Annotated in this window: 13 protein-coding genes, 2 tRNA genes and 2 rRNA genes; 13 read left to right on the forward strand and 4 right to left on the reverse strand. The window is 53.0% G+C overall.

Going from position 1 to position 16001, the window contains the following annotated elements:
- Nucleotides 1-148: 148 nt before the first annotated feature.
- From ACQG03_RS04215 to dkgB, 4 genes are all read left to right on the forward strand, one after another.
- Nucleotides 149-3053 (forward strand): 23S ribosomal RNA (locus ACQG03_RS04215).
- Nucleotides 3054-3122: 69 nt separating this feature from the next.
- A 5S ribosomal RNA gene (gene rrf / locus ACQG03_RS04220) occupies nucleotides 3123-3238 on the forward strand.
- 55 nt (nucleotides 3239-3293) lie between these two features.
- A tRNA-Asp gene (locus tag ACQG03_RS04225) sits at nucleotides 3294-3370 on the forward strand.
- A gap of 160 nt (nucleotides 3371-3530) precedes the next feature.
- Complete coding sequence (dkgB, locus tag ACQG03_RS04230) at nucleotides 3531-4334, forward strand: 2,5-didehydrogluconate reductase DkgB (protein WP_063163967.1); 804 nt, start codon at nucleotides 3531-3533, stop codon at nucleotides 4332-4334.
- Nucleotides 4335-4364: 30 nt separating this feature from the next.
- Here dkgB and yafC read toward each other — a convergent pair whose 3' ends face one another.
- Entirely contained in the window at nucleotides 4365-5270 is a 906-nt protein-coding gene (yafC, locus tag ACQG03_RS04235) for a DNA-binding transcriptional regulator YafC (RefSeq protein ID WP_022647124.1), read from the reverse strand.
- Between the two features lie 104 nt (nucleotides 5271-5374).
- Between yafC and ACQG03_RS04240 the strand changes: the two genes are divergently transcribed.
- The 3 genes from ACQG03_RS04240 to ACQG03_RS04250 all read left to right on the forward strand — a co-directional run bounded on the left by ACQG03_RS04240 (nucleotide 5375) and on the right by ACQG03_RS04250 (nucleotide 8339).
- Nucleotides 5375-6550 carry an MFS transporter gene (locus ACQG03_RS04240; protein ID WP_022647125.1) on the forward strand — a complete coding sequence of 392 codons (1176 nt, stop codon included), beginning with the start codon at nucleotides 5375-5377 and terminating at the stop codon, nucleotides 6548-6550.
- A 137-nt stretch (nucleotides 6551-6687) separates the two neighbouring features.
- On the forward strand, nucleotides 6688-7488 hold the full coding sequence (locus tag ACQG03_RS04245) for an endonuclease/exonuclease/phosphatase family protein (protein ID WP_032621812.1): 801 nt from the start codon (nucleotides 6688-6690) through the stop codon (nucleotides 7486-7488).
- A 77-nt stretch (nucleotides 7489-7565) separates the two neighbouring features.
- Nucleotides 7566-8339 (forward strand): class I SAM-dependent methyltransferase, encoded by a 774-nt coding sequence (locus ACQG03_RS04250; protein WP_063163968.1) that lies wholly within the window; start codon nucleotides 7566-7568, stop codon nucleotides 8337-8339.
- 52 nt (nucleotides 8340-8391) lie between these two features.
- Here ACQG03_RS04250 and mltD read toward each other — a convergent pair whose 3' ends face one another.
- Both mltD and gloB read right to left on the reverse strand, forming a co-directional pair.
- Nucleotides 8392-9756 carry a murein transglycosylase D gene (gene mltD / locus ACQG03_RS04255; protein WP_022647128.1) on the reverse strand — a complete coding sequence of 455 codons (1365 nt, stop codon included), beginning with the start codon at nucleotides 9754-9756 and terminating at the stop codon, nucleotides 8392-8394.
- A 68-nt stretch (nucleotides 9757-9824) separates the two neighbouring features.
- Complete coding sequence (gene gloB / locus ACQG03_RS04260; protein WP_045308942.1) at nucleotides 9825-10583, reverse strand: hydroxyacylglutathione hydrolase; 759 nt, start codon at nucleotides 10581-10583, stop codon at nucleotides 9825-9827.
- 32 nt (nucleotides 10584-10615) lie between these two features.
- Here gloB and ACQG03_RS04265 point away from each other — a divergent pair, with 32 nt between their 5' ends.
- Nucleotides 10616-11332 carry a class I SAM-dependent methyltransferase gene (locus tag ACQG03_RS04265; protein ID WP_063163969.1) on the forward strand — a complete coding sequence of 239 codons (717 nt, stop codon included), beginning with the start codon at nucleotides 10616-10618 and terminating at the stop codon, nucleotides 11330-11332.
- On the opposite strand, the gene rnhA is transcribed toward ACQG03_RS04265, so the two are convergent.
- Nucleotides 11333-11911, reverse strand: coding sequence for a ribonuclease HI (rnhA, locus tag ACQG03_RS04270; protein ID WP_162196835.1), 579 nt, complete (start codon nucleotides 11909-11911; stop codon nucleotides 11333-11335). It abuts the gene before it with no gap.
- On the opposite strand from rnhA, the gene dnaQ reads away from it, so the two are divergent.
- From dnaQ to ACQG03_RS04295, 5 genes are all read left to right on the forward strand, one after another.
- Complete coding sequence (gene dnaQ / locus ACQG03_RS04275; RefSeq protein ID WP_072201000.1) at nucleotides 11865-12596, forward strand: DNA polymerase III subunit epsilon; 732 nt, start codon at nucleotides 11865-11867, stop codon at nucleotides 12594-12596. The genes rnhA and dnaQ overlap by 47 nt on opposite strands.
- 132 nt (nucleotides 12597-12728) lie before the next feature.
- Nucleotides 12729-12805 (forward strand) — tRNA-Asp (locus tag ACQG03_RS04280).
- Nucleotides 12806-13192: 387 nt separating this feature from the next.
- Nucleotides 13193-13912 (forward strand): FadR/GntR family transcriptional regulator, encoded by a 720-nt coding sequence (locus ACQG03_RS04285; protein ID WP_022647132.1) that lies wholly within the window; start codon nucleotides 13193-13195, stop codon nucleotides 13910-13912.
- On the forward strand, nucleotides 13909-14922 hold the full coding sequence (locus ACQG03_RS04290) for an ABC transporter ATP-binding protein (protein ID WP_063163970.1): 1014 nt from the start codon (nucleotides 13909-13911) through the stop codon (nucleotides 14920-14922). The genes ACQG03_RS04285 and ACQG03_RS04290 overlap by 4 nt, the downstream gene beginning before the upstream one ends.
- The gene (locus ACQG03_RS04295; protein ID WP_063163971.1) at nucleotides 14919-16001 is read left to right on the forward strand and encodes an ABC transporter ATP-binding protein; all 1083 of its coding nucleotides are present in this window, start codon (nucleotides 14919-14921) and stop codon (nucleotides 15999-16001) included. Before ACQG03_RS04290 ends, ACQG03_RS04295 begins: the two co-directional genes overlap by 4 nt.

Raw genomic sequence — 16001 nt, forward strand, 5'->3', positions numbered from 1 at the left:
ACTTCAGAGTGAACCTGAAAAGGTGCACTGCGAAGTTTTGCTCTTTAAAAATCTGGATCAAGCTGAAAATTGAAACGACACACAGCTCATGTGTGTTCGAGTCTCTCAAATTTTCGCAATCATGAAGTGAAACATCTTCGGGTTGTGAGGTTAAGCGACTAAGCGTACACGGTGGATGCCCTGGCAGTCAGAGGCGATGAAGGACGTGCTAATCTGCGAAAAGCGCCGGCGAGGTGATATGAACCTTTGACCCGGCGATGTCCGAATGGGGAAACCCAGTGCAATCCGTTGCACTATCGTTAACTGAATACATAGGTTAACGAGGCGAACCGGGGGAACTGAAACATCTAAGTACCCCGAGGAAAAGAAATCAACCGAGATTCCCCCAGTAGCGGCGAGCGAACGGGGAGCAGCCCGGAGTCTGAATCAGCTTGTGTGTTAGTGGAACGGTCTGGAAAGTCCGACGGTACAGGGTGATAGTCCCGTACACGAAAGCACACTTGCTGTGAACTCGAAGAGTAGGGCGGGACACGTGGTATCCTGTCTGAATATGGGGGGACCATCCTCCAAGGCTAAATACTCCTGACTGACCGATAGTGAACCAGTACCGTGAGGGAAAGGCGAAAAGAACCCCGGCGAGGGGAGTGAAAAAGAACCTGAAACCGTGTACGTACAAGCAGTGGGAGCCTCTTTATGGGGTGACTGCGTACCTTTTGTATAATGGGTCAGCGACTTATATTCTGTAGCAAGGTTAACCGTATAGGGGAGCCGAAGGGAAACCGAGTCTTAACTGGGCGTTAAGTTGCAGGGTATAGACCCGAAACCCGGTGATCTAGCCATGGGCAGGTTGAAGGTTGGGTAACACTAACTGGAGGACCGAACCGACTAATGTTGAAAAATTAGCGGATGACCTGTGGCTGGGGGTGAAAGGCCAATCAAACCGGGAGATAGCTGGTTCTCCCCGAAAGCTATTTAGGTAGCGCCTCGTGAATTCATCTTCGGGGGTAGAGCACTGTTTCGGCTAGGGGGCCATCCCGGCTTACCAACCCGATGCAAACTACGAATACCGAAGAATGTTATCACGGGAGACACACGGCGGGTGCTAACGTCCGTCGTGAAGAGGGAAACAACCCAGACCGCCAGCTAAGGTCCCAAAGTCATGGTTAAGTGGGAAACGATGTGGGAAGGCACAGACAGCCAGGATGTTGGCTTAGAAGCAGCCATCATTTAAAGAAAGCGTAATAGCTCACTGGTCGAGTCGGCCTGCGCGGAAGATGTAACGGGGCTAAACCATGCACCGAAGCTGCGGCAGCGACACTATGTGTTGTTGGGTAGGGGAGCGTTCTGTAAGCCGTTGAAGGTGTCCTGTGAGGGGTGCTGGAGGTATCAGAAGTGCGAATGCTGACATAAGTAACGATAAAGCGGGTGAAAAGCCCGCTCGCCGGAAGACCAAGGGTTCCTGTCCAACGTTAATCGGGGCAGGGTGAGTCGACCCCTAAGGCGAGGCCGAAAGGCGTAGTCGATGGGAAACAGGTTAATATTCCTGTACTTGGTGTTACTGCGAAGGGGGGACGGAGAAGGCTATGTCAGCCGGGCGACGGTTGTCCCGGTTTAAGCATGTAGGCGGAGGTTCCAGGTAAATCCGGTACCTTGTTAACGCTGAGGTGTGATGACGAGGCACTACGGTGCTGAAGTGATAAATGCCCTGCTTCCAGGAAAAGCCTCTAAGCATCAGGTAACACGAAATCGTACCCCAAACCGACACAGGTGGTCAGGTAGAGAATACCAAGGCGCTTGAGAGAACTCGGGTGAAGGAACTAGGCAAAATGGTGCCGTAACTTCGGGAGAAGGCACGCTGATATGTAGGTGAAGCCCCTGCGGGCGGAGCTGAAATCAGTCGAAGATACCAGCTGGCTGCAACTGTTTATTAAAAACACAGCACTGTGCAAACACGAAAGTGGACGTATACGGTGTGACGCCTGCCCGGTGCCGGAAGGTTAATTGATGGGGTTAGCGGCAACGCGAAGCTCTTGATCGAAGCCCCGGTAAACGGCGGCCGTAACTATAACGGTCCTAAGGTAGCGAAATTCCTTGTCGGGTAAGTTCCGACCTGCACGAATGGCGTAATGATGGCCAGGCTGTCTCCACCCGAGACTCAGTGAAATTGAACTCGCTGTGAAGATGCAGTGTACCCGCGGCAAGACGGAAAGACCCCGTGAACCTTTACTATAGCTTGACACTGAACACTGGTCCTTGATGTGTAGGATAGGTGGGAGGCTTTGAAGCGTGGACGCCAGTCTGCGTGGAGCCAACCTTGAAATACCACCCTTTAATGGCTGGTGTTCTAACGTAGACCCGTAATCCGGGTTGCGGACAGTGTCTGGTGGGTAGTTTGACTGGGGCGGTCTCCTCCCAAAGAGTAACGGAGGAGCACGAAGGTTGGCTAATCCTGGTCGGACATCAGGAGGTTAGTGCAATGGCATAAGCCAGCTTGACTGCGAGCGTGACGGCGCGAGCAGGTGCGAAAGCAGGTCATAGTGATCCGGTGGTTCTGAATGGAAGGGCCATCGCTCAACGGATAAAAGGTACTCCGGGGATAACAGGCTGATACCGCCCAAGAGTTCATATCGACGGCGGTGTTTGGCACCTCGATGTCGGCTCATCACATCCTGGGGCTGAAGTAGGTCCCAAGGGTATGGCTGTTCGCCATTTAAAGTGGTACGCGAGCTGGGTTTAGAACGTCGTGAGACAGTTCGGTCCCTATCTGCCGTGGGCGCTGGAGAATTGAGGGGGGCTGCTCCTAGTACGAGAGGACCGGAGTGGACGCATCACTGGTGTTCGGGTTGTCATGCCAATGGCACTGCCCGGTAGCTAAATGCGGAAGAGATAAGTGCTGAAAGCATCTAAGCACGAAACTTGCCCCGAGATGAGTTCTCCCTGAGACCTTGAGTCTCCTGAAGGAACGTTGAAGACGACGACGTTGATAGGTCGGGTGTGTAAGCGCAGCGATGCGTTGAGCTAACCGATACTAATGAACCGTGAGGCTTAACCTTACAACGCCGAAGCTGTTTCGGCGAAGAGACAGACACGATTTTCAGCCTGATACAGATTAACAGAATTTGCCTGGCGGCTTTAGCGCGGTGGTCCCACCTGACCCCATGCCGAACTCAGAAGTGAAACGCCGTAGCGCCGATGGTAGTGTGGGGTCTCCCCATGTGAGAGTAGGGAACTGCCAGGCATCAAATTAAGTAGTAAGCCGGTGCATTAATCCGGTGGTTACAGAAGTATTCGGTGGAGCGGTAGTTCAGTCGGTTAGAATACCTGCCTGTCACGCAGGGGGTCGCGGGTTCGAGTCCCGTCCGTTCCGCCACTTATTAAAAGCCCTGAGCTAACGCTCAGGGCTTTTTTCTTTTCTGTCGTTTAACTATTGCGAAATTAGCAAAAATCCTCTGCGTTTTACGATCTTTTTCGACATAACAACCACAGCGATAATCCTCCTCAGTTTACGAACATAACGATTGAGGAATGATATGACTATCCCTGCACTGGGTCTGGGCACTTTTCGCCTGAAGGACGACGTTGTTATCGCATCTGTTAAAACCGCACTCGAGTTGGGCTATCGCGCTATTGATACGGCGCAGATTTATGACAACGAAGCTGCCGTAGGTCAGGCTATCGAGGAGAGCGGCGTACCGCGCCATGAGCTTTTCATCACCACCAAAATCTGGATTGAGAACCTCAGCAAAGACAAGCTGATCCTAAGCCTGAAGGAAAGTCTGAAAAAGCTGCGTACTGATTATGTTGCTCTGACGCTGATCCACTGGCCATCACCTGGCGATGCCGTCTCCGTAGAAGAGTTCATGCAGGCGCTGCTGGAAGCAAAAGAGCAGGGCTTGACGCGTGAAATTGGTATCTCGAATTTCACTATCCCATTGATGGAAAAAGCCATTGCCGCAGTTGGTAAAGAGAATATTGCTACTAACCAGATTGAACTCTCTCCTTACCTGCAAAACCGCAAAGTTGTGGACTGGGCGAAACAGCATGGCATTCACATCACCTCGTACATGACGCTGGCATATGGTAAGGCCCTGAAAGATGAAGTGATTGCGCGCATCGCTGAAAAACACAATGCAACAGCTGCACAGGTGATCCTGGCATGGGCGATAGGTGAAGGATATGCCGTGATCCCGTCTTCAACCAAACGTGAAAACCTGGCAAGTAACCTGTTAGCGTGGGATCTCCAGCTCGATGATGAAGATAAAAAAGCGATCGCTGCACTGGAATGCAACGATCGTCTGGTCAGTCCCGAAGGGTTAGCACCTAACTGGGATTAGTAAAAACCCTCCCTCTGTGCCTTTAAACCCTCATACAGCTCCTCCGGGAGCTGTTTTTATATGCTCACTAAGGAAGTCGATAAATGCGCGTATGCGCGTACTTACTGCTCTGTCACTGTAATACACCGCGCTAAAAGGCATCTCTACAGGTAAGCGTTTGTCAGCCATTAGCTCAACTAGCTGGCCCGCGGCAATTTCCTTATCAATCATATAGTCTGATAAACAGGCGATCCCGTTTCCTTCAAGACATAGCTGTTTCAGCGTTTCCCCGCTATTAGACGAAAGTCCGCAGGTGATCTCATGAAGTTGTCCGTCATGACAGGCCACGGGCCAGGTGTTCAGCGAGACAGGTTCCGTAAAGCCCAGGCACAGGTGCTGCTTCAGCTCCTCAACGGTCTCAGGTTTGCCATGCTCTGCAATATATTGCGGTGACGCGATAATTTTGCGGTAGCTGGTGAACAGAGGGCGAGCGCGTAAACTTGAATCCGTCAGGGTTCCCGCGCGGATCGCCACATCAACTTTACGCTCAATTAGGTTAATAAACGTCTCAGAAGAGACCAGAGACAGGGTCATCTCCGGGTAGCGTTCGCGAAAGGGTTTAATCAACGGCATCAGGAAATGCAGCACGACCGGCGTCGCCGCATCTATGCGCAGCAGCCCACGCGGCGTGCTGCGTGATTCCATGATTTCCGTTTCTGCTGCCGCCATCTCCTGCAAAACGGACTGCACGCGTCGAAAATAACGTTCACCTTCTTCCGTCAGGCTGAGCTGCCGCGTTGTTCTGTTGAGCAGACTCACCCCGAGCTTCATCTCCAGCTTTTTCACCGAGCGGCTGATGGCGGAGTTCGCCTGTCCGAGCTGTTCGGCAGCACGGCTGAAGCTGCCGCTTTCAACAACGGCAACGAAGACAGTCAGTTCTTCCGATGTGGCTTTCATTATTGCATCACCTGCAAAATTCTATTGAGATTCTAACCATTTTTGTTATTTAAACACTGGCGCATACTGCCTGTCATCTTAATCCTGAAGAGACGGAGTATTTTATGCCACTGGCGCTTCTTGCCCTGACGATCAGTGCCTTCGCAATTGGCACGACCGAATTTGTTATTGTAGGACTTGTTCCTACCATTGCTGAACAACTCGCTATCTCGCTGCCTTCTGCCGGGCTGCTGGTATCTATTTACGCGTTAGGCGTCGCTGTTGGGGCGCCTGTGCTGACCGCACTGACTGGACGCTTTCCACGTAAACAACTGTTAGTTGCCCTGATGGTGCTCTTCACCGCCGGCAATATTCTGGCGTGGCAGTCACCGGATTACTCCACGCTGGTCATTGCCCGCCTGCTGACAGGCCTCGCGCACGGTGTCTTCTTCTCCATCGGTTCCACGATTGCAACCAGCCTGGTGCCAAAAGAGAAAGCGGCGTCAGCCATTGCGATTATGTTTGGCGGCTTAACCGTCGCGCTGGTCACCGGCGTGCCGTTAGGAACGTTTATCGGACAACATTTTGGCTGGCGTGAAACCTTCCTCGCGGTATCGCTGTTGGGCGTGATTGCTCTGGTAGCCAGCCTGCTGCTGGTGCCCTCCAGTATTCCGGGGCGCGCGAGCGCCAGCCTGAGCGATCAGGTTAAAGTTCTGACACACCCGCGCCTGCTGCTGATCTATGCCGTTACGGCCCTGGGTTATGGAGGTGTGTTCACTGCGTTCACCTTCCTTGCACCGATGATGCAGGAACTGGCTGGTTTTTCTCCGGGCGCGGTGAGCTGGATTTTACTGGGCTACGGTATCTCCGTCGCAATCGGCAATATCTGGGGCGGCAAGCTTGCGGATAAGCATGGTGCGGTACCGGCGCTGAAATTCATCTTCGCCGCCCTGGTTGCCCTGCTGATGATTTTCCAGTTCACCGCATCGATGCAATACGCCGCGCTGGTAACGGTGTTGGTTATGGGGATATTCGCTTTTGGTAACGTGCCGGGATTGCAGGTATATGTTGTGCAGAAAGCCGAACGTTATACGCCTAATGCGGTGGATGTCGCATCTGGGCTGAATATCGCCGCATTTAATATCGGTATCGCACTCGGTTCGGTTATCGGTGGGCAGGTGGTTGAACATGTTGGATTAACCCAAACGCCATGGATTGGTGCGGTAATTGTGCTAATCGCTTTCCTCCTTATTGGTCTCAGTGGACGGCTTGATAAACCCGCTCGCGTTGCACTTGGATAAGTATCAGTAAGTGCTTGCTTACAAAACTGGAAAGCGGTTTCTCAGTAATTGCGTTGAAAGTGTGACCTAAAATCCCTATAACATTAGAACCAGTCCGTTTTCCGGGCTGGTTAATGTTACAGAGGCCGTTTCTAAAAGTGCGAAAAAATACCTATGCCATGCGTTATGTTGCCGGAATGCCTGCGGAGAGGATCTTGCCTCCGGGGTCGTTTGCGAGCCTTAGCCAGGCATTACCAGCGGGCACTCCATTAAGCAGTGACGAAAAAATTCGCGTACTGGTGTGGAACATCTTTAAGCAACAGCGTGCGGAGTGGTTATCCGTACTTCAAAATTTTGGTAAAGATGCGCATCTGGTTCTGTTACAGGAGGCGCAAACCACGCCTGAACTGGTCAGGTTTGCAACGACGAACTATCTTGCAGCCGATCAGGTGCCTGCCTTTGTTCTGCCACAGCATCCTTCCGGGGTGATGACCCTTTCAGCCGCACATCCGGTCTATTGCTGCCCGCTGCGTGAACGTGAGCCGATCCTGCGTCTGGCAAAATCAGCGCTGGTCACGGTCTATCCGTTGCCCGACACCCGCCTGCTGATGGTGGTAAACATTCATGCGGTGAACTTCAGCCTGGGTGTTGATGTGTACAGTAAGCAGTTACTTCCCATCGGCGATCAGATTGCTCATCACAGTGGGCCGATCATTATGGCCGGGGACTTCAATGCCTGGAGCCGTCCGCGTATGAACGCGTTGTACCGCTTCGCGCGTGAAATGTCGCTGCGTGAAGTTCGTTTTAACGATGACCAGCGCAAGAAAGCGTTTGGTCGTCCTCTCGATTTTGTCTTCTATCGGGGTTTAAGCGTGCACGACGCCTCCGTTCTGGTGACGCGCGCCTCCGATCATAATCCTCTACTAGTTGAATTCAGTCCCGGCAAACCTGATAAATAATGGTGCGTCAGGTCTGCCGTGGGGCAGGCCTGTGCGGGTGCTGCCCTTTATTTTTTAACCCATAAAAGGACAGCAACATGACAACAACACACTCCCATCATGACAACGTCGAAAAACAGTTTGGTTCTCAGGCAAGTGCCTACCTGAGCAGTGCCGTACATGCCTCTGGCCGCGATCTGGTACGTCTCGGCGAACGGCTCGCCGCGTTTCCTGACGCGCACGTGCTGGACTTAGGCTGTGGGGCGGGGCACGCCAGTTTTACCGCCGCACAGCAGGTTGCTCAGGTGACGGCGTATGACTTATCGAGCCAGATGCTGGATGTGGTTGCTGAAGCGGCGAAAGCGAAAGGGCTGAATAACATCACGACGCGCCAGGGCTACGCTGAATCTTTACCCTTTGAGGATGCATCCTTTGAGGCTGTGATTAGCCGTTACTCTGCACACCACTGGCATGATGTGGGGCAGGCATTACGGGAAGTGAAACGCGTGCTCAAACCGGGCGGAATATTCATCATCATGGACGTGATGTCTCCCGGGCATCCGGTACGGAATATCTGGCTCCAGACGGTTGAAGCGCTGCGTGATACCTCGCACGTGCAAAACTACTCCAGTGGAGAGTGGCTTACGTTTATCACCGAAGCTGGCTTGATTTCACGCACATTGATAACCGACCGTTTGCCGCTGGAGTTCACGTCATGGATTGCACGGATGCGCACACCGGAGGCATTAACTCAGGCGATCCGATTGTATCAGGAGAGTGCCTCTGCTGACGTCAAGGCGTACTTTGAACTGCATGACGATGGTTCGTTTACCAGCGACACCATTATGGCTGAAGCGCAAAAAGCGGGATAAACAAAAAAGGCACCGAGGGGAATCGGTGCCTTTTTAATAAGCGATCGTACTATCAGGAATCTGGCGTAGCGCTGTTTTTCACAAACAACGTCAGCTGGTCGCCAGGTTGCAGGTTGTCAGTATCGTTGTTCCAGCGCATCACATCTTTGATGTTTACGCCGTGACGCTTAGCAATACTGGACAGCGAGTCGCCTTTACGTACGCGATAGGTAATGCTATCGCTGTTTTTAGCGAGACGCTGTGCGCTGCTACCTGCACCTACGGTCAGCGTTTGACCCACTTTCAGACCGGATCCGCGCAGATTATTCCACTGCTGGAGATCTTTCGTATTCACGCCAAGACGTGATGCAATACCTGAAAGCGTATCACCTGAACGCACCTTATAGCTGCGGCTGCTTACAGGCGACGTATCAGCAATCAGCGTAGACTGAACGGCTGCAATTTCACCCGAAGCTAAAGACTCACGTAACTGCTCCGCGTGTTTCTGCGGAACCATCACATAGCGCGGGCCGCTTGCACCCAGCGTGGAGCCTTTAACACCTGCATTAAAGGTTTTAAGCTTACTTACCGACATACCCGTCATATCGGCAACCTGTTGAATATCAACAGGGCTGCTGAGGCGGACACGCGCCAGTGCACGACTTTCGTCTGGTGTTGGCAGTTGTACACCGTAACGTTTGCTGTTCTTGAGAATGTCACTCAGTGCCAGCATTTTCGGTACGTAAATCTTTGTTTCCTGTGGCAGTGAGAGCGACCAGAAGTCTGTGGATTTTCCACGCGCTTTATTCGCTTTCATTGCCTTCAGTACACGACCTTCACCACTGTTATACGCCGCGACAGTCAATAACCAGTCGCCGTCAAACATCTTGTTCAGACGTTGCATCATGTCGAGAGCGGCTGTCGTTGAAGCGACAACATCACGACGCGCATCGTAGTTGCGGGTCTGCTTTAAACCATAATTTCGCCCTGTGCTCGGAATGATCTGCCAGATGCCTGCTGCATTGGCGCCAGACGTCGCGTGCGGGTCAAAAGCGCTCTCCACTATGGGTAGTAGTACCAGTTCCATAGGCATGTTACGTTTCTTAACTTGCCCTGCTATCCAGTACATATACGGCTCTGCCCGTAATGTTACATCGTGGAGATAGCTCTTATTTCTCAAATACTTCTGTTTCTGTTCGCGAATCCGGCTGTTTTCCGGAATTCCCATCTTTAGCTCGTCGCCAATAGAGGCCCACAAGTCTTGTTCCTGCGCGAAGGATGTCCCATCGTCCAACCATCGCGCCTGACTCGTAAACTTCCCTGCTTCCCCTTGACCAGCCGCAGAAAGGCTCTGTGCGTGCTGTTGTACGTTGCTGCCGTTTTGTGACTGGCAACCTACAAGCAGGACAGAGGCGAGTAATATCGCTTTTGCCTTCATGTGTGTGTCAATAGTTGCTTAAAAGACGAGCGATGATAACGGCGAAATTTTGAAAAGGCAACCCGCAATTATCTGAAGTTATCTTTCTTTGACCTTAACCATGCAAATCGCGCTTCAGGTTGTAACAAATTTGTTTCTTGATTAATTTTATTAATTAAATCAACGTCATTCGTTCTTAAAAATAAATTTATTTGTCGCTCATTTTTCAGAATTACGGGGAGTGTTTTTTGGTTTTTTGCACGTAACTCCTTCACTTTCTGGTAATAATCCTGAATCGCCCGATCCTCTGGTAGTACGCTTGCAGCAAACTTCATATTCCCTAATGTATACTCATGTGCGCAACAAATTACGGTGTCGGCTGGCAGCGCATTAATTTTTTGTAAAGATTGATACATCTGTTCTGGCGTGCCTTCAAACAGCCTTCCACAGCCGCCGGAAAACAGCGTGTCGCCACAAAAAAGATAAGGTTTGCTGTAGAAACAGAGATGACCGGAAGTGTGACCTGGCGTAGCAAATACGGAAAACTCGCACCCGAGGATGAAGATACTTTCGCCTTCTTCGATAACTTGCGTCGTACCCTTATCCTGTGTCTCTGCTGGTCCGTAGACGGGAATATGGGGATAGCGCGCAAGGAGATCGGGAACACCGCCGACATGATCGTGATGGTGATGGGTAAGGAGGATCGCTTCAGGCTGCCAGTCGTTTTCTTCTATCGCGTGCAGGATCGGTACGGATTCGCCGGGATCAACAATGATGCATCTGCGATCGTCATCGACTAAAACCCAGATGTAATTGTCCTGAAAGGCGGAAATACTGATAAGATTCATGCATTACCTCTTATAGCGTGGCGGGTGTTTTGATGAAACCGGCAAGGATACCTCAGACTGTCGCACCACCGGAACGTTGGGCAGAGTTGCCCTGGGGTGAATATTATCGCGAGGCCTTAGAACTTCAGCTTAAACCCTGGCTCGCGAAAATGTATGGTTTTCACCTGCTTAAGATTGGCAATCTGAGCGCAGAAATCAATACCGAAAGCTGCGCTATCTCGCATCAGGTTAGCGTATCGCTTAATGGCTCCCCGGTTCAGGTGAAGGCTGATCCGCTGCATTTGCCGTTTGCGGAAAAATCCATTGATGCCTGTCTGCTCGCCCATGCGCTGCCCTGGTGTAGCGATCCCCATCGTCTGCTGCGGGAAGCCGACCGCGTGTTGATTGACGACGGCTGGCTGATCCTGAGCGGTTTTAATCCGCTGAGTCTGATGGGGCTGCGCAAGCTAACGCCCGTGCTGCGCCGCACGCCGCCGTATAACAGCCGGATGTTTACTATGATGCGCCAGCTGGACTGGCTTTCACTGCTGAATTTTGAAGTGCTGAGCTACGGCGGTTTTCAGGTCATTCCCTGGACGCGAAAGGGCGGTGCTTTACTCAGCACCCATTTACCCGCGCTGGGCTGCATGCAGTATATTGTCGCGCGTAAGAGGACGATCCCCCTTACGCTCAACCCGATGAAGCAAAGCAAATCAAAAACGCGGATCCGCCAGACCGTGGGTGCCACGCGGCAGTACAAAAAGCCGTGATCAGGATTCAGGCTGATAACCTGCGTCCTCATGGGTCGGGTTGGATGCCGCCGCGCGAGCCAGTTCGTCACAGCGTTCGTTCTCAGGGTGCCCGGCGTGGCCCTTAACCCATTCCCATTTGATTTCGTGCTGACCGAGGGCGGCATCAAGACGCTTCCAGAGGTCGACATTCTTGACCGGCTTTTTCTCTGCCGTTTTCCAGCCGCGTTTTTTCCAGTTGTGGATCCACTGGGTGATGCCCTGGCGGACATACTGGCTGTCAGTACTCAGCACCACGTCACAATGTTCTTTTAACGCTTCCAGCGCCACGATGGCCGCCATCAGCTCCATGCGGTTGTTGGTGGTGAGAAAATAGCCTTCACTAAAGGTTTTTTCATGCTCACGATAACGCATAATGGCGCCATAACCACCGGGCCCTGGGTTACCGAGACAAGATCCATCGGTGAAAATTTCTACCTGTTTACGCATCTCTGGTAGACTTCCTGTATTTGAAACGTTCAGTAAAACGATAAGTCTGACATAAATGACCGCTATGAGCACTGCAATTACTCGCCAGATTGTTCTTGATACCGAAACCACCGGTATGAACCAGATTGGCGCCCACTACGAAGGGCACAAAATCATTGAGATTGGTGCCGTTGAAGTAGTGAACCGTCGTCTTACGGGCAACAACTTCCACGTTTACCTCAAACCCGATCGGCTGGTGGATCCGGAAGCGTTCGGCGTTCACGGGATTGCCGATGAGTTTTTGCTGGATAAGCCCACCTTCGCCGATGTCGCGGATGAATTTCTCGACTACATCAGAGGTGCAGAACTTGTCATTCATAACGCGTCGTTCGATATCGGCTTTATGGACTATGAGTTCAGCAAGCTCAACCGCGATATTCCAAAGACCAATACGTTCTGTAAAGTCACGGATAGCCTGGCGCTGGCAAGGAAGATGTTTCCCGGCAAGCGTAACAGCCTTGATGCCCTGTGCTCTCGCTATGAGATAGACAACACCAAGCGAACCCTGCACGGCGCATTGCTCGATGCCCAGATCCTGGCCGATGTATACCTGACCATGACCGGCGGGCAAACGTCGATAAAATTCAGTATGGAAAATGAATCCCAGCAGACGCGGGACGAAGGCGGTATTCAGCGGGTCGTGCGTCAGGCGAATCGCCTGCGGGTTGTTTTAGCCAGTGATGAAGAGCTGATGAACCACGAATCTCGCCTCGATTTAGTTCAGAAGAAGGGCGGAAGCTGTCTGTGGCGTGGGTGAAAAAAGGCGGAAACGTTTGTTAAATCACCGTTTGGGTGATTTTTGCAGCAAACGATTCAAAGCCTGAGAAAAAGCGTTGACGAGTTACGAGGCAGACCGTAATATTCGCCTCGTTCCCCAAACGGGAACAGTGGAGCGGTAGTTCAGTCGGTTAGAATACCTGCCTGTCACGCAGGGGGTCGCGGGTTCGAGTCCCGTCCGTTCCGCCACTATTCAGAAAGCCTGAATCAGAAATGATTCAGGCTTTCGTCGTTTTATACCCCCTAAAAACTCACCTATTCTCACTCTATTTTCATTAACAAAAATTTAATAAACAAAGTGCAATTTATTAACAAATGCACATTATTGGTGCGTAATTCGCACTGTTATTGTGCATTATTTCTCCATCTCACCTTCTGCCCTCATGTTGATGTGTAATAATTATGTAAAAATAATTCATAAGAAATCATTTAGTTACCTGTCATTCTTCAGAAAACTCATGAACCAATGCGTTATTGGTTCGCTTATTGCTTAATCATTAGCACGATAAGTAGTTCGTCATATCAATAACTTATCTTTAATGAAAATAAAGTCATGATGAAAGCGAGCGAACCAATATGGAAAAACCTTCACGGGTTTTAGCAAATTCCAGCACCGCGCTTGACCAGTTGCGCGGGCTTATCAACCAGCACGAGTCAACACCAGGCACTCCGCTGCCCACTGAACGTGAGCTATCGGAAACACTCGGCGTAGGACGACGCGAAGTGCGTCGCGCGCTGGACGTGCTGGAAGAAGAAGGGCGGATCTGGCGCAAGCAGGGCAAAGGTACCTTCATTGGTCCGGCTGCCCCTGTTGAGCCGTTGGCGCTTCAGGGATTGGTTCAGCAAACCAACCTGCTGGAAGTCATGGAAGCTCGACTACAGCTCGAACCCGGCTTAGCCCGACTTGCGGCACTGCGTGCCACCAGGGAAAACCTCGCGCTCATGCAGCGCATGCTGGAACGCATTGACAAGGTCAGCCCGGATGACCGCGATCTTAACGAACTATGGGATAGCGCCTTTCACCGCGCCATTGCGGAAGCGGCCGGCAACCGCCTCATGCTAGGGCTTTTCGATGCGATAGATGCCGTCCGCCGGGAGCCCGGCTGGCAGTATTTACGCGAGCTTGCCCGCACCCCCGAACGTGTCGACAACTATAACGACCACCATCACAAAATCATGTCAGCGATTATTCATCGCCAGCCTAATGAAGCTGCGGCCGCCATGCGCGAACACCTGCTCAGCCTGCAAACCGCCCTGATTCAGGCCATCCACCTTGAGGACGATTCCACGCTATGACGACGATACCCTTTAAGGACTCCATGCCCGTACTGCGGCTGCAAAACCTCAACGTTAAATTCGCGGGCTCGCCGGTAAGCGTGCTCGAAGACATCTCGCTGACGGTAAGGGCGGGCGAAACGCTGGCGCTGGTGGGCGAGTCCGGCTGTGGTAAAAGCATCACTTCCCTGGCGCTGATGGGGTTATTGCCTGCCAGCGCCAGGATCGTCAGCGGGGAGATGCACTTCCGCCGCCACGATCTGCGCAAGCTCTCGCCGCGCGAGTATGCCAATCTGCGCGGCAGCGAGCTGGCGATGATATTCCAGGAGCCCATGACCTCGCTCAACCCGGCTTTCACGCTTGGCGATCAGCTCAGTGAAGCGGTGATGCGCCATCAAACGATCTCCCGGGCTGAGGCGATGACGGTTGCGCTACAGATCCTGGAGAAGGTGCAGATCCCGGCCGCAGAGATGCGCCTTAAGGTTTACCCGCATCAGCTTTCCGGCGGTATGCGCCAGCGCGTGATGATTGCGATGGCGCTGATAAACCATCCCAAATTACTGATCGCTGACGAACCCACTACCGCTCTGGACGTGACCATTCAGGCGCAAATTCTCGCTCTGCTCAATACCTTAAAAGAAGAAACGGGCACGGCGGTGCTGATGATCACCCACGATTTAGGCGTGGTGGCCGAAGTGGCACAGCAGGTGGCGGTGATGTATGCCGGCCAGGTAGTAGAGCAGGGAAGCGTCGAGGCGATATTTGCCGACCCGCAGCACCCGTACACAATTGGCCTGATGGGCTCGATCCCCTCCCTTGGCGTACGCAAGGGCCAGCTTTCCACCATTCCCGGATCGGTCCCGCTGCCGGAATCCATGCCTCAAGGCTGCCGCTTCGCCACCCGGTGTCCCTTCGCGCAGACGCGCTGTCATGCTGAAAAACCACCGCTCACTACGCTCGGTACGGGCCATCAGGTTGCCTGCTTCCGCGTGCCGCTCGAACACCACATTGCCCTGGGAGAGACCGCATGACTATGCCCATTCTTGAAGCCCGCGATCTGAGCAAGCTTTTCCCCGGCCCGAAAAAACTGTTTACGCCGGCCCGCTTTGTCACCGCTGTCGACCGAGTTTCGATGTCGGTGATGCCTGGCGAAACGCTGGCAATTGTCGGCGAGTCGGGTTCCGGGAAATCCACCCTCGGCCGGCTGCTGCTGCGCCTGCTGGGCGCCAGCGAAGGGCGCGTATTTTATCAGGGTGAGGAGATCACCCACGCCTCAGGCGCACGTCTGAACCATCTCCGGCGTGAGCTACAGATCATCTTTCAGGATCCCTTCGCCTCGCTGAACCCGCGCATGACGGTAGAACAGATTGTCGGTGAGCCGCTGTGGCTGCACCAGAACATGAAAAAAGCGGATCGCCAGTACCACGTCGCCGAGCTGCTCAGGACGGTCGGCTTGCCCGCGGCCTGGGCCGGACGTTATCCGCACGAATTTTCCGGCGGGCAGCGTCAGCGTATCGGCATTGCGCGCGCGCTGGCGTCAGGCCCAAAGCTGCTGCTGGGCGATGAACCGGTTTCCGCACTGGATGTTTCCGTCCAGGCACAGGTGGTCAATTTACTGGAAAGCCTGAAGCACCAGTTGGGGCTAACGATGGTGATCGTCGCCCACGGTCTGGCGGTTATCCGTCATATGAGCGACCGCGTGGCGGTGATGTATCTTGGGCAAATCGTCGAGCTGGCCACCGTCGACGATATCTTCGACGCGCCGCTGCATCCTTATACCCAGGCATTAATTGCCTCTGCGCCGCAAATGCAGCCAGGCGTAGCGCGGGATGCGCCGCTGTTGCAGGGTGATTTACCGAACCCGGCTAATCCGCCCTCCGGCTGCCGTTTCCACACCCGTTGCCCCTATGTTAGCGATGAATGTCGTCAGGTTGAGCCGATTCATCAGGTAATCGACGGCGGACGTCAGGTCGCCTGCCACCGCTGGCAGGAGATTAATCGCGATCGCAGCGTTATACAGATCGCACCGCCATCCGCCGCATTTTTGCGCCGCCGCGCGCTGTTTGAACACGCGGCTACTCACTCCTCCCTTCCTTCAAGGAACTCATGA

Source organism: Enterobacter cloacae complex sp. 342H5 (assembly GCF_050030905.1).
Classification (GTDB): Bacteria; Pseudomonadota; Gammaproteobacteria; order Enterobacterales; family Enterobacteriaceae; genus Enterobacter; species Enterobacter intestinihominis.

Excerpts from the sequence above, each read along its gene's own strand:
- ACQG03_RS04290 (WP_063163970.1), top strand. The coding sequence starts at position 13,909 with ATGACGACGATACCCTTTAAGGACTCCATGCCCGTACTGCGGCTGCAA.
- dkgB (WP_063163967.1), top strand. The coding sequence starts at position 3,531 with ATGACTATCCCTGCACTGGGTCTGGGCACTTTTCGCCTGAAGGACGAC.
- ACQG03_RS04265 (WP_063163969.1), top strand. The coding sequence starts at position 10,616 with ATGAAACCGGCAAGGATACCTCAGACTGTCGCACCACCGGAACGTTGG.
- ACQG03_RS04240 (WP_022647125.1), top strand. The coding sequence starts at position 5,375 with ATGCCACTGGCGCTTCTTGCCCTGACGATCAGTGCCTTCGCAATTGGC.
- ACQG03_RS04250 (WP_063163968.1), top strand. The coding sequence starts at position 7,566 with ATGACAACAACACACTCCCATCATGACAACGTCGAAAAACAGTTTGGT.
- gloB (WP_045308942.1), bottom strand. The coding sequence starts at position 10,583 with ATGAATCTTATCAGTATTTCCGCCTTTCAGGACAATTACATCTGGGTT.
- yafC (WP_022647124.1), bottom strand. The coding sequence starts at position 5,270 with ATGAAAGCCACATCGGAAGAACTGACTGTCTTCGTTGCCGTTGTTGAA.
- ACQG03_RS04285 (WP_022647132.1), top strand. The coding sequence starts at position 13,193 with ATGGAAAAACCTTCACGGGTTTTAGCAAATTCCAGCACCGCGCTTGAC.
- dnaQ (WP_072201000.1), top strand. The coding sequence starts at position 11,865 with ATGAGCACTGCAATTACTCGCCAGATTGTTCTTGATACCGAAACCACC.
- ACQG03_RS04295 (WP_063163971.1), top strand. The coding sequence starts at position 14,919 with ATGACTATGCCCATTCTTGAAGCCCGCGATCTGAGCAAGCTTTTCCCC.
- mltD (WP_022647128.1), bottom strand. The coding sequence starts at position 9,756 with ATGAAGGCAAAAGCGATATTACTCGCCTCTGTCCTGCTTGTAGGTTGC.